Here is a 12250-nt window from a genome sequence, read left to right on the forward strand (position 1 = left end):
GTCCGATGACCTGTCCCCGCGCGAGCTGTCCTCCGCGCTGCGCGAGCTCGCCGGGAGCGGTGAGGCGCCCGCGCCCAGGGCGGGCGCGCAGGTCCGCCGCCGCGCCGGGGCCGGGCGCCGGCGCCGGCACGCCGCCGTCTGGGGCGGGGCCGCCGTCGCCGCGGGCGCCCTCGTGCTCGGACTGACCGCCGGTCTCGGCGGCGGCTCGGGGGACGGCTCCGGCGGGCGCCCGGTCCCGCCCGCCGCGCCGAGCACGCGCTCCGCCGCGCCCGACGCGACCGTCGACCTGGCCGGGCGGACGCTGGTCGTCGGGGACCGGCGGCTGCCCGTCTCCTCCGGGAGCGCCCGCCACCCCACGGAACCGGGCCGCATGACGGTCGTCGCCAAGCACCGCACGAAGCGGTTCTCCAGCGAATCGGTCGGCCTCGGGAAGGAGTACGACGTCACGCTCCCCTGGGTGCTCGAACTGCGCGGCCCGGACGGCGCCACCAACTACGTCGTCGCCCTGACGTACGCCGAGCAGGCCCCCGGCCGACAGGACACCACCCGGGGCTGGATCGGACTCCGGCCCGCCGACGCGCAGTGGCTCTACGGGCACCTGGACCCGGGGTCCGTCCTGTCGGTCGAGGGCAGGGCCCCCGGCACACCCGCCGCCCCGCGCTGAGGAGCACCACACGGGGAAGCCCGCCGACACACGTGAGGGGCGGCCCCATCGGAACCGCCCCTCCTGGAGTGCTGGGATCAGCGGCCCCAGCCGGTGTCGTTGTCATCCCCCATGACGTGTCTCCCCCGTAGTGAGTCGAGTCGTACCTCGTGCGTCGTGCCTCTTGCGTCGTGCCTCTTACGTCGTGCTTCGTGCGTCGTGCCTCTTGCGTCACGCGGTGCGCGTCGCGCCCTGTGCGACGTGCGGTGCGCGTCGTGCTGTCGGAACACCTCGATGGTGCCCTGCGACTCGCCCCACTCAAAAGGGATTTATGGGGGGATGGGGCTTCTGGAACGTCATCGCGACAGTCCGGGCGCCGGTCGGAGACATTCCGCGCTCAGGCCACCGCCGCCTCGGCAAGGCGCGCCAGCACCGCGTCCACCGTCCGGTCCACCGTCAACTCGGAGCTGTCGAGCCACAGTCCGATGCGCGGGGTGTCCGCCCGCAGCCCCTGGTCGAGCGCCTCGACCGTCCACTCGCCGTACCCGGTCTTGTTCCGGGCGGCCTCCCGGGCCGCGACCGCGTCCGGGCGCGGGGCGAGCACGACGACGTACAGGGGGCGCGTGCGCACCAGTCCGACGTACCGCTCCAGTTCCTCACCGAGGATGACGTCCTGGATGATCGCGGTGAAGCCCGCGGCGGCGTAGGCGTCGGCCGTGGCCGCCGACAGGCCGTAGCGGAGCCGGAGCTGGGCCTCCGCCTCGCCGCCCGCCCCGGGCTCGTACTCCTCGCGGCCGGAGACGATCATGCGCCGGAAGACGTCCCCGCGGACGTGCGCGGCCCGTGGCAGGCGCTCGGCGAGCGCCTGCGCGACCGTGGACTTGCCGGCGGCCATGATGCCGGTGATGACGACGACCCCCTCGGGGCCCGCGCCGGTACGCGCTTCGCTGGTGTGCACGCGCGCGAACGTACCGCAGGGCGCCCCCGCGGATCTTCCCCTTTTCCGGCGGCCACCGGGCGGCACCGGTACGCATCGGCACGGCACGCATCGGCACCGGTACGCATCGGCTCCGGCAGCCGCCCGCGCCGAGGGCCGCAGCGGCCCGCCGGGAAGGCCGTCAGGCCAACTCCGCCCCCACCGCCGCCTGCGGCCGGATCGGCAGCCGGTTGACGGGGCGGCCCGTCGCCGCCCGTACCGCCGACGCGATCGCCGCCGGGGACGTGACCACGGGCACGGCGCTGGCCGCCTTCGCCCCGAAGGGGGCCACGACGTCGCGCTCCTCCACGAGCTTCACGATGCGGATGTCCGGCGCGTCCAGGGCGGTCGGCAGGGCGTAGCCGGTGAGGTCGGGGTGGCGGACGATGCCGCGCGGCGTGCGGAGGTTCTCCGTGAGCGCCGCGCCCACGCCCTGGGTGACGCCCGCCTCGATGCGCACCCGGAGCTGCGCCGGGTTGAGGACGCGGCCGACGTCCTGGGCGACGGCGAGCTCCACCACGCGGACGGAACCGAGTTCGATGTCCACGTCCACGACCGCGCGGATCGCGCAGAAGGCCATGCCCACGAAGGCGTCGCCCTGACCGTCCGCGTCGAGCGGCTCGGTGGGGTGCGGGCGGCACTGGGCGGTGGCCCACAGCTCCTTGCCCTCCATGGCCTCCTCGACGGTCGTGGAGAGCACGCCGTCGTACGACGTGATCCTGCCGTCGGTGATCTGGAGCAGCTCGGTGGACATGCCGAACTTGTGCGCCAGGGGCTGGAGGAGCTGGGCGCGGACCATCTTCGCGGCCCGCTCCACCGCGCCGCCCGACACCCAGGTGTGGCGGCCGTGGCAGCTCGGGCCCGCCGGGGGCTGGTCGGTGTCCACCGGGGCGACGCGCACGTCGTCGACGCCGAGGATCTCCTGGACGATCTGGCGGGCGAGCGTAGCGAAGCCCTGGCCGGTCTCGACGGCCGCGCAGATCACCGTCGCCACGCCGTCGTGCACCTTCACGGTGGCCGTGGCGACCTCGTCCGCGCCCTCCCCGCCGAGGAGCTGCACCATGCCGAGGCCGTAGCCGACGCCGCGCCGCACGGCGGCCGGCTCACCCGCGCCCTCGGGGCCGCCGGGCAGCAGCCACTCCTCCGGCGGGGTGTCCTTGGGCAGCTCGGGCAGTGGGAAGTCGCGCACGGCGGTCAGGAGTTCGGCCACCGGGGCCGGACATGTCACCGTCTGTCCGGTGGGCAGGACGTCGCCGGTCGCCATCGCGTTGCGCAGCCGCACCTCGGCCGGGTCGAGGCCCAGCTTCTTGGCGAGCTTGTCCATCTGGGCCTCGTACGCCGCGCACACCTGGAGGGCGCCCTCGCCGCGCACGTGCCCGGAGGGCGGGTTGTTCGTCCGGACGGCCCAGCCCTCGACGAAGGCGTTCGGGACGACGTAGGGGCCGCAGGCGAACGAGACGGCGGCGGCCAGCGCGTCCCCCGACGTGTCCGCGTAGGCGCCCGCGTCGAGCAGGATCTGCGCCTCGACCTTCACCAGGCGGCCCTCCGCGTCCGCGTGGTGGCGGTAGCGCAGCAGCGTCGGGTGGCGGTGGGCGTGGCCGAGGAAGGACTCCTCGCGGGTCGCGGCGAGCTTGACCGGGCAGCCCGTGCGCAGCGCCAGCAGGCCGAGCGGGAGCTGGAAGCTCGCGTCCTCGCGGTCGGCCGTCGCGCCGGGCACGCCCGTGACGACGACCTTCACCAGGTCGGGGGTGAGGCCGTACGCGGCGGCGGCCCGGTCGCGGTCGCCGTGCGGGTCGGTCGAGGCCACGTACAGCTCGACCCCGCCGTCCGGGCGCGGCACCGCGAGCCCCGCCTCCGCGCCGATCGGCGCGGGGTCCTGGCGGCCGATGCGGTACAGGCCCTCGACGACGACCTCGCCGGTGGCCCCGGGGTCGCCGTGGCGCAGCGGGATGTGCCGGATGAGGTTGCCGTCGGGGTGCAGCGGCGCGGCCTCGAAGGCCTGCTCGGGGTCGGTGACCGGGTCGAGCGCCTCGTACTCGACGATGATCGCCGCGGCGGCCATCCGGGCCGTGTCAGGGTGGTCGGCGGCGACGGCGGCGATGGGCTCGCCGTGGTGGCGCACGACGTCGGCGGCGAACACCGGCCGGTCGGGGGTCTTGCGGCCGTGCAGGGCCGCGCCCGGCACGTCCTCGTGCGTGACGACCGCGTGGACGCCCGGCAGCTCCCGCGCGTGGGTGGTGTCGATGGACACCACGCGCGCGTGCGCGTGCGGGGAGCGCAGCACGGCCGCCCACAGCAGGCCCTCGGCCCACAGGTCGGAGGCGTAGGGGAAGGTGCCCTCGGTCTTGGCCCTGATGTCCGCCGACGGCAGCGAGGAGCCGATGCCGTGCGGCACATCGGCCCCCGCGCCGGACGCGGGGTCGGCCGCGGTGACGGCTTCGTCGGTCACGCCGGTCACGCCTGCTCTCCGTCCTGTCCGTACGGGCCCGCCTGGCGCGGGACGCGCGCCTCCCCGGCGGCGGCCTGCTCGTCCTGCTCCTGCTCGGCGGCGGCACCCTGGGCCGCGCGCTCGGCGACCACGTCGCGCACCGCGTCCAGGACGCCGCGGTAGCCCGAGCAGCGGCACAGGTTGCCGCAGAGCGCGCGGCGGGTCTCCAGGTCGCTGGGCGCGGGGTTGCCCTCCAGGAGGTCGTGCAGCGTCATGGCCATGCCGGGGACGCAGAAGCCGCACTGCACGGCGCCGCAGTTGGCGAGCGCCCGCTGGACGTCGGAGGGCTGCCCGTCGGCGGCCAGGCCCTCGACGGTGCGCACCTCGCTGCCCGCGGTGGTGGCCGCGGGCACCAGGCAGGAGGCCACGAGCCGCCCGTCCACCTGGACGTTGCAGGCGCCGCACTCGCCCTGCGAGCAGCCGTCCTTGGCGCCCGCGAGGCCGAGCCGCTCGCGCAGGACGTAGAGCAGCGACTCGCCGATCCAGGCGTCGGTGACGGGCCGGTCGGAGCCGTTGACGCGCAGGACGTAGGAGACCAGGGGGTGCTCGTCGTGGTGCGCGACGGGCTCGGGCTCCTGTGGTGCCTCTTCGGGGTCCGGCTCCGCGTCCGCCGGGGGCTGCGGCTCGGTGGCGGCGGCCGGTTCCTGGTCCGGAACCGGTACGGGATCCGGGTCCGGCGCGGGATCCGGGTCCGGCGCGGGATCCGGCTCCGGGGCGGCCACGGGTGCGGCGGGGGCCTCCGGATCGGCGGCGGGTTCGGGCCCGGCGTCGGCGACGGGGACGGGCTCCGCGGGGGCGGGCTCAGCGGCGGCGGTGTCCTCCTCCGGCTCCTCCGGGGCCGGGTCCGCGTCCGCGTGCTCCGGGGGGAGAACCGTCTCCTCGGGGGCGGCGGCCTCCACCTCGACGGGCACGAACTCCGGCGTGTACCCGTCGGCCACGTGCTGCGGCTGGAGGGCCTGCTCGGGCTCGTCGGGCGCGGCGGGCGGCTCGTGGGCGGCCGGTGACTCGTGGGCGGCCGGCGGCTCGGGCGCGGCGGGCGGCTCGGGCGGGGCCACCGGCTGCGGCTGCGCCGCCTCTTCCGGTACGTCCCGGGCGGGCCCGATCGAGCCGTCCGGGCGCTGGGCGACGACGAACAGCTTGGCCGTCCGCTCGAAGGGGGTCTCCTCGGCGGAGGCGCGCTGTGCCGCTTCCTGGGCGGCGGGAGCCTCCTCGGGGGCCGCGGGGGCCTCCGGCGCGTCCACGGGGGCTTCGGGCGCCTGGGCGGGCCAGGACGTCGCCCAGGGCGCGGGCGCGCCCCCCGGCAGCGTCGCGGGCGGCGTACCGCCCCACTGGGCCGCGAGGGACGACGCGGCGAACTCGCCCGATTCGTCCGGGAGGTCACCGTCCGCCACCGGGATGGACCACTGCCCGGTCACGTCGTGGGCCGCGGGCGCGTGCCCGCCGCCGAGCGTGTGCCCGCCGCCCGCGTGCGGCTGCTCCGGCGCCACCGCGTCCGCGAACGTCCACTGGCCGGTGGCCCGGGGGTCGTAGACGTCGTGGACCGGCCGGCCGTCGTACGGGTGCTCGGCCGGCCGACCGTCGTAGGGACCGTCGGCGGAGGAGCCGTCGTACGGACCGTCGACGGAAGGGCCGTCGTACGGACCGTCGGCCGCGGGACCGTCGTACGAACCGTCGGCCGCGGGACCGTCGGCCGCGGGGCCGTCGTAGGCACCCTCGACCGGCTCACCGTACGGGTGGTGCGGGTGGTGCGGGGCGTGGCCGGGCTGCTCGTAGGGGTCGTGGCCGCCGTGCCCGTGGCGCGCGGACGGGTCCGGCCAGCTCACGGTCTGCGTGCCGCCGCCGGCGGCGGGCGCGGCGCCCGTCACCTCGGGGGGCAGCACCCACACACCCGTGGCGGCCGGGTCGGTGGCGTCCGCGGCCGTCGGCGCGACCGTTATCTGCGGCGGTACGTAGCCGTGCCCGGGGGCGGCGAGCGGCGCCGCGTCGGCCATGCCCTCCGGGAGCTGGACGAACGCCGTGGCGTCGGCGTCGTACTCGCCCTGCGGGAGCGGCTCCCAGCCGCCGCCCGCCCCGTTGTTCCGACCGTCGGTCACGACAGTGCCCTCCCCAGTGCTCGTCGGGCCAGCGCGGCGACGGTGCGCCGCAGGTGCAGTACGGCGGGCGGGTGCGGCCGCTCGCTGCCGTCCTCGGCGGGCGGCTGGTCCGGGATGCAGGCGGCGGCCACGTACTCGCCGAAGGCCGTCAGGGCCTCCGGTACGAGCCCGCGCTCGCCGTCCCAGTCGATGAGCCCGGCCACCCACTGCTCCGCCTCCAGGGGGCGCAGGGGCATGGGCGCGATCGCCCCCACCGCGCAGCGCACACCCCGGCGCGCGGGGTCGAGGACCAGCGCGACGGAGGCGAGGGCGCGGCCCGGGCCGGTGCGCCCGGTGGCCTTCAGGAAGACCTGGGGGGCGTGCAGGATGGGCACGCGCACGTAGCCGACGAGTTCGCCGGGGCGCAGCATCTCCATGCCCGCGAGCAGGTGGGAGACCGGGATCTCGCGCCGGGCGCCGCCCGGCCCCGCGATGATCAACACGGCTTCGAGTGCGGCGAGTACGGGCAGCGAGTCACCGGTGGGCGCGGCCGAGGCGATGTTGCCGCCGAGCGTGCCCGCGTTGCGGATCTGGGGCGGTCCCGCGGCGCGCGCGGCGGCGGCGAGCGCCGGGATGAGCGCCGCGAAGTCGGGGCGGCCCATGCGCGCGTGGGTGAGCCCGGCGCCGAGCAGCGCGTGGCCGTCCTGGTACTGCCAGCCGCGGATCTCGCTGATGCGGCCGAGGCCGACGAGCGCGGCGGGGCGCAGCAGGCCGGCGTTGACCGACGACATCAGGTCCGTGCCGCCCGCGACGGGCACGGCTGCGGGCACGGCGGCGAGCGCCGCGACGGCCTCGTCGAGCGTGGCGGGCAGCGACACAGACTGCGCCCCCTGCGCCGCCCGCGGTGCGTGCGTGGTCAAAACCGGCTGCCCCTTCCCGATGGCCCGGCCCTTGCGTGCCGTGCTCACCGTTACGCCTGTTCCGCCGTACGGTACGTGCTCACAACCCGGACGTGGCAACTCTGGCACATCTTCACCGAGCCCCGGCGCGGGGGTCCGCTAGGAGACGTTCGTCCGCAGACCTGGGGGATATGCCGTTTTCGCACGCCCTCGCCGGTCAGCGGGAATTGCCGGTCTTCGGTCAGCCTCGTACGGCTTTCTCCTGGCGGCCCACGGTCGCAGGGCGGACCGCCGGGAGCACGCGCGCGGGGCGGACCTCACACGTTTGGGGGCGCCCCCTCGATCGGGCGTCCGAGCACGCCAGGACGTTTCTGCCAGGGCAGCGGACCACCCGGCGGGCGGTAGGCCACGCCGAGGGCGTCAAGGCGCGCGTAGTGGGCGGTCATCCGATCCTGGAAACCGGTGAAGTCGCGCGCGGCGGGCGCCGGGAGCGCACTCCACGCGACCTCCGCGAACGCCGCGAGCCTCGGAAACACCTGGTAGTCCACGCGTGCGGGGGACTCCATGACCTCGGTCCAGACGTTGGCCTGGGTGCCGAGCACGTGCCGGGCCTCGTCCTCGGTGAGCTCCTGCGGCACCGGCTCGAAGCGGTAGACGTCCTCCAGGGTGCGCACGAAGCCGATTGGCACGGGCTCGTCGGCGCCGCCGTGCTGCCGGTGGTCCAGATAGACGTGCTGCTCGGGGCACATGACGACGTCGTGGCCCGCCTTGGCCGCCGCGATGCCACCGCCGTAGCCGCGCCAGGAGGACACGGCCGCGCCCTCGGCGAGCCCGCCCTCCAGGATCTCGTCCCAGCCGATGAGCCGACGCCCGCGCGCGGAGAGCCACTTGTCGAAGTGCCGGATGAACCAGCTCTGCAACTCGTCCTCGTTGCTGACCCCGAGCTGCTCGATGCGCTCCTGGACGGCCTGGGAGTCCTTCCACTGCTCCTTGGGGCACTCGTCGCCACCGACGTGGACGAACGTCGACGGGAACAGCTCCAGGACCTCCTCGAAGACCCCTTCGTAGAAGCGGAGCGTGCCGTCGGTGGGGGCGAGGACGTTGGGCGTGACGCCCCAGGTGTCCCAGACGGACAGGGCCGCGGTGTCGATGACGTCGGTGTTGCCGAGTTCGGGGTACGCGGCGATGGCGGCCTGCGAGTGACCCGGTACGTCGATCTCCGGTACGACGGTGATGTGCCGGGCCGCCGCGTACGCGACGATCTCGCGGATGTCCTCCTGGGTGTAGAACCCGCCGTGCGGCTTCTCGTCCCACAACTCCGACGCGCGGTGGCCCCACTTGGTGCGCGCCCGCCAGGCCCCGACCTCGGTGAGCCTCGGGTAGCGCTTGATCTCCACGCGCCACCCCTGGTCGTCGGTGAGGTGGAAGTGGAAGACGTTCAGCTTGTGCGCGGCGAGCAGGTCCAGGTAGCGGAACACGCCCTCCTTGGGCATGAAGTGCCGCGCCACGTCGAGCATCATGCCCCGCCAGCGGAAGCGGGGGGCGTCCTCGACGACGCCCGCGGGCACGGTCGCCCGCCCGGCGGTGACCGGGGCCCTGCGGAAGGCCGCCGGGCCGAGGAGCTGACGCAGCGTCTGGGCGCCCCAGAAGACGCCGGCCGCGTCGCCGCCGAGGATCTCGACGCCGTCGCCGGTGACGGTCAGGCGGTACGCCTCGGGGGCGAGCGCCTCGTCCCCCTCGGCGATGCGCAGGGCGAGGGCGCCGGGGGTGCCCTCGGGGGCGGGGGCGAGCGGGAGTTGGTAGGCCGCCCCCAGCGTCGTGCGCAGCCAGCGCTCGGTGGACTCGGTGCCGGGGCCTGCCCAGAGCGTGGTCGACGCGTCGACGGTGAAGCCGTCGCCGCCCTGTGCGCCCTCGGCGCGGGCGGGCGCCGGGATCAGTTGCTCGAAGGTCATGGGGAGGAGGCTGCCATGGGCGTGCACGGGGTGAAAGGGGCTTTGCGGCCTGCGCAACGGGGGCTGGCCCCTGGGCCTTGAGCGGGGGCTGACCCCTGGGCCCTGGGCCGGGCATCGGCGCTCCGCGCCTTGTCCTCAATCGCCGGACGGGCTTGACCGTCGCGGTGCGCGCATCGTCGCCAGCTGCCGGTGCGGTTCGCTGTGTCGCGCTGCGCGCTTGTCCTCAAACGCCGGACGGGCTGGAACTACCTGTGCTGCGCGCATCGCCGCCGACTGCCGGACCGGCTCGCTTTATCGCGCTCCGCGCTCGTCCTCAAACGCCGGACGGGCTGAGGGGGTCGCGGCTGTGTGCTCGTTCCTGGACACCCGGGCCACACGGGTGGGCGGGTGGGAAGCTCGACGTTGGAGGAGAGCCGCAGCCGCCAGGTCGGGGTCCCGCCTGGACACCCGGGGCTGCACGGGCGGGCGGGTGGGAAGCCTGACGTTGGACGAGAGCCGCAGCCGGCAGGTCGGGGCTCCGCCTGGACACCTGGGGCCGCGCGGGTGGGCGGGTGGGAAGCCCGGCGTTGGACGAGAGCCGCAGCCGGCAGGTCGGGGCCCGGCCTGGACACCCGGGGCCGCACGGGCGGGTGGGTGGGCGGGGTGGCCGGCGGGGTGGGCTCCACCGGGCACCGGGGTGGTACGGGTGGGTGGGTGGGCAAGGGGCACCCGGGGCGCCGGGGGGGCAAGGGGCGCCCGGGGTGGTCGGCCGGGCGCGAGGGCGGCTACTTCTTGCCGCCGTCCTTGCCGCCCTTGTCCTTGTCCCCGCCCGCACCCATGGACTCGTAGATCTCCTTGCACATGGGACAGACGGGATACTTCTTCGGGTCGCGGCCGGGGACCCACACCTTGCCGCAGAGCGCGACGACGGGGGTCCCGTCGAGGGCGCTCGCCATGATCTTGTCCTTCTGGACGTAGTGCGCGTAGCGCTCGTGGTCACCGTCGCCGTGCGACACCTGCGGCGTCGGCTCTACGAGGGTCCCCGTACCTGCCCCGCGCTCGGGCTCGGGCTCAAGAGTGCTCATAAGTGCCAAGGGTACTCACGCCCGGCGCGTCCTGGCAGCGGCTGTCACCCGGGCCGCGCCCGCCGCGCGGCGCCGCCAGGTGGACGGCCAGGCCCAGCGCGGCCACCCCGGCCGCCACCCACGGCAGGGCGCCCGCGCCGAGCCCCGCCGACAGGGCGAACCCGGCCGCGCCGGAGCCCACGGCGCTGCCCAGGTAGAGGGCGGAGTTGTTCAGGGCCAGGGCCACCGTGCCGCGCTCGGGGCTCAGGGCCAGGAGGCGGTGCTGCTGCGGCACTTGGAAGGCCCAGCCCGCCGCGCCCCACACCACGAGCGCCGGGAAGGCCGCGGCACCGAGCAGCGGAAGGGAGGCCTCCGAGACGGTCAGGAGAACGACGATCCCCGTCACAAGGGCGAGGACCCGGCCCGTACGGTCCACCAAGGGGCCCGCGAGCACGCTGCCGAGCACCCCGCCGATCCCCCAGGCCCACAGGTACGGCGCCACGTCGCCCTCGCCGACGCCGCCCGTCGCGTCCAGGACCGGCGCGAGGTAGGTGTACAGGCCGAGGCTGGACACCGCCCCCAGGAAGGACACGCCCACGACAGGCAGGACGGCCCGGTCGGTGAGCGCCCCGAGCCGCGCCCGCAGCGGCACGGAAGGCTGCGCCGGGACCTGTGGCAGGCCCACCGCGAGGCCCGCGAGCGCGACCGCGCCGAGCCCCGTGACCAGCCACATCGTGGACCGCCACGAGGTGTGGTCGGCGAGCAGCACCCCGAGCGGCACGCCGAGCACCGTGCCCGAGCTCATCCCGCCCATCACCAGGGCGAGCGCCCGCCCGCGCCGCTCGGGCCCGGCGAGCGCGGCGGCGGCCGCCGTGGACTGGGACGCGTACACCCCGGCGCCGACGCCCGCCACGGCCCGGGCGGCGAGCAGCACCGCGAGGCCCGGCGCGAGCGCGGTCAGGGCGTTGCCCAGCGTGAAGACGGCGAGCGCGGCGAGGATCAGCACGCGCGGGCGCGCCGCCGCGAACAGGCCGGCGACGAGCGGCGCGCTCACCGCGTACGCGAGTGTGAACACGGTCACCATCTGCCCCGCCAGGGACACCGTCGTCCCCAGGTCGTCCGCGACCACGGGCAGCAGCCCGGCCATCACGTACGCGTCGAGTCCCAGCGTGAAGGCCCCCAGCATCAACAGCCAGATCTTCCGCACCGGCGATCAGCTCCTTCCGTCCCGTGCTTCCTGGAGTCCGGCCGGAAACGTAGGCACTCTCCGGTTCGGCGGGGAAATGCCGCCGGAGCGCACTTATGCTCGGGCGGCATGAATACTGCGAGCCCCCTGGACGCCGTCGGGCTGCGGCAGCTCCGCGGCTTCCTCGCCGTCGCCGACGAGCTGAGCTTCACGCACGCCGCGAGCGCCCTCGGCGTCGGCCAGCCCGCCCTCACCCGGACCGTGCGCTCCCTGGAGGAAGCCCTCGGCGCCCGGCTGCTCCACCGCACCACCCGCCGCGTGGAGCTCACCGAGGCCGGGCAGCGCCTGCGCGACGACCTCGCCCCGCTGCTCGCCCGCCTCGACACCGTCCTGCGCGCCCCGGGCGCCGAGCCGCCCGTGCTGCGGCTCGGGTTCACCTCGCTGCTGCCGGAGGTCTGCGGCCCGCTCGTCACCGCGTTCAGGGCGGCGACCGGGGCGAGCGTGCGCCTGGTGCGCCGCGACGAGCCGCTGGCCGGGCTCACGGCGGGAGCCTGCGACATCGCGGTCGTACGAGGCGACCTGCCCGAAGGCGTACGCGGCCGAGTGCTCCTGCGCGAGCCGCGCGTCGCCGTGCTCGCCCGCGCCTCGGAGGCGCTCGCGGGCCGCCGCGTCGTCGACTGGGCGGAGCTGGCCGCCCACCGGCTGGTGGTGAACACCGTCACCGGCACCACCCGCCCCGAGCTGTGGCCCGCGGGCCGCCGCCCCGAACTGGCCTGCACGGCCGACAACTTCGACGAGTGGCTGGAGGCCGTCGCCGCGGACCACGGCATCGGCGTCGCCCCGGAGCCGGTCGCCCGCCGGTACGCCCACCCCGGCCTGCGCTACGTACGCCTGAAGAACGCGCCCCCGGTCGAGGTCCACCTGGCCGTCCCGGCCCACGACCCGCACCCGCTCGCGGAGCGGTACCTGGCGGCCGCGACCGCCTGAGACC

General features: G+C 76.0%; 9 protein-coding genes. 2 read left to right on the top strand and 7 right to left on the bottom strand.

Features of this window, described 5'->3' with window-relative positions:
• Positions 1–664, top strand: a 664-nt coding sequence (locus QK440_RS34250; RefSeq protein ID WP_282797150.1) for a L,D-transpeptidase, incomplete at its 5' end; no start/stop codon positions are given.
• Positions 665–1040: 376 nt separating this feature from the next.
• On the opposite strand, the gene QK440_RS34255 is transcribed toward QK440_RS34250, so the two are convergent.
• From QK440_RS34255 to QK440_RS34285, 7 genes are all read right to left on the bottom strand, one after another.
• Positions 1041–1601, bottom strand: coding sequence for an AAA family ATPase (locus QK440_RS34255; RefSeq protein WP_282797151.1), 561 nt, complete (start codon positions 1599–1601; stop codon positions 1041–1043).
• A gap of 160 nt (positions 1602–1761) precedes the next feature.
• Complete coding sequence (locus tag QK440_RS34260) at positions 1762–4068, bottom strand: molybdopterin cofactor-binding domain-containing protein (RefSeq protein WP_282797169.1); 2307 nt, start codon at positions 4066–4068, stop codon at positions 1762–1764.
• Between the two features lie 5 nt (positions 4069–4073).
• A complete protein-coding gene (locus tag QK440_RS34265; RefSeq protein WP_282797152.1) occupies positions 4074–6200 on the bottom strand; it encodes a 2Fe-2S iron-sulfur cluster-binding protein in 2127 nt (708 codons plus the stop codon).
• Positions 6197–7099, bottom strand: coding sequence for an FAD binding domain-containing protein (locus QK440_RS34270; protein WP_282797153.1), 903 nt, complete (start codon positions 7097–7099; stop codon positions 6197–6199). Before QK440_RS34270 ends, QK440_RS34265 begins: the two co-directional genes overlap by 4 nt.
• Positions 7100–7395: 296 nt before the next feature.
• Positions 7396–9030: a beta-N-acetylhexosaminidase gene (locus QK440_RS34275; protein WP_282797154.1), complete on the bottom strand. Its 1635-nt coding sequence runs from the start codon at positions 9028–9030 to the stop codon at positions 7396–7398.
• 764 nt (positions 9031–9794) lie between these two features.
• The gene (locus QK440_RS34280; RefSeq protein WP_037825937.1) at positions 9795–10094 is read right to left on the bottom strand and encodes a DUF3039 domain-containing protein; all 300 of its coding nucleotides are present in this window, start codon (positions 10092–10094) and stop codon (positions 9795–9797) included.
• Positions 10081–11280, bottom strand: coding sequence for an MFS transporter (locus QK440_RS34285; protein WP_282797155.1), 1200 nt, complete (start codon positions 11278–11280; stop codon positions 10081–10083). Before QK440_RS34285 ends, QK440_RS34280 begins: the two co-directional genes overlap by 14 nt.
• Positions 11281–11388: 108 nt before the next feature.
• Here QK440_RS34285 and QK440_RS34290 point away from each other — a divergent pair, with 108 nt between their 5' ends.
• Positions 11389–12246 carry a LysR family transcriptional regulator gene (locus tag QK440_RS34290; protein WP_282797156.1) on the top strand — a complete coding sequence of 286 codons (858 nt, stop codon included), beginning with the start codon at positions 11389–11391 and terminating at the stop codon, positions 12244–12246.
• Positions 12247–12250: the final 4 nt, after the last annotated feature.

This window comes from Streptomyces sp. CC224B, assembly GCF_030010595.1.
In the GTDB taxonomy this organism is placed as follows: Bacteria; Actinomycetota; Actinomycetes; order Streptomycetales; family Streptomycetaceae; genus Streptomyces; species Streptomyces longispororuber.

Excerpts from the sequence above, each read along its gene's own strand:
- QK440_RS34280 (WP_037825937.1), bottom strand. The coding sequence starts at position 10,094 with ATGAGCACTCTTGAGCCCGAGCCCGAGCGCGGGGCAGGTACGGGGACC.
- QK440_RS34275 (WP_282797154.1), bottom strand. The coding sequence starts at position 9,030 with ATGACCTTCGAGCAACTGATCCCGGCGCCCGCCCGCGCCGAGGGCGCA.
- QK440_RS34290 (WP_282797156.1), top strand. The coding sequence starts at position 11,389 with ATGAATACTGCGAGCCCCCTGGACGCCGTCGGGCTGCGGCAGCTCCGC.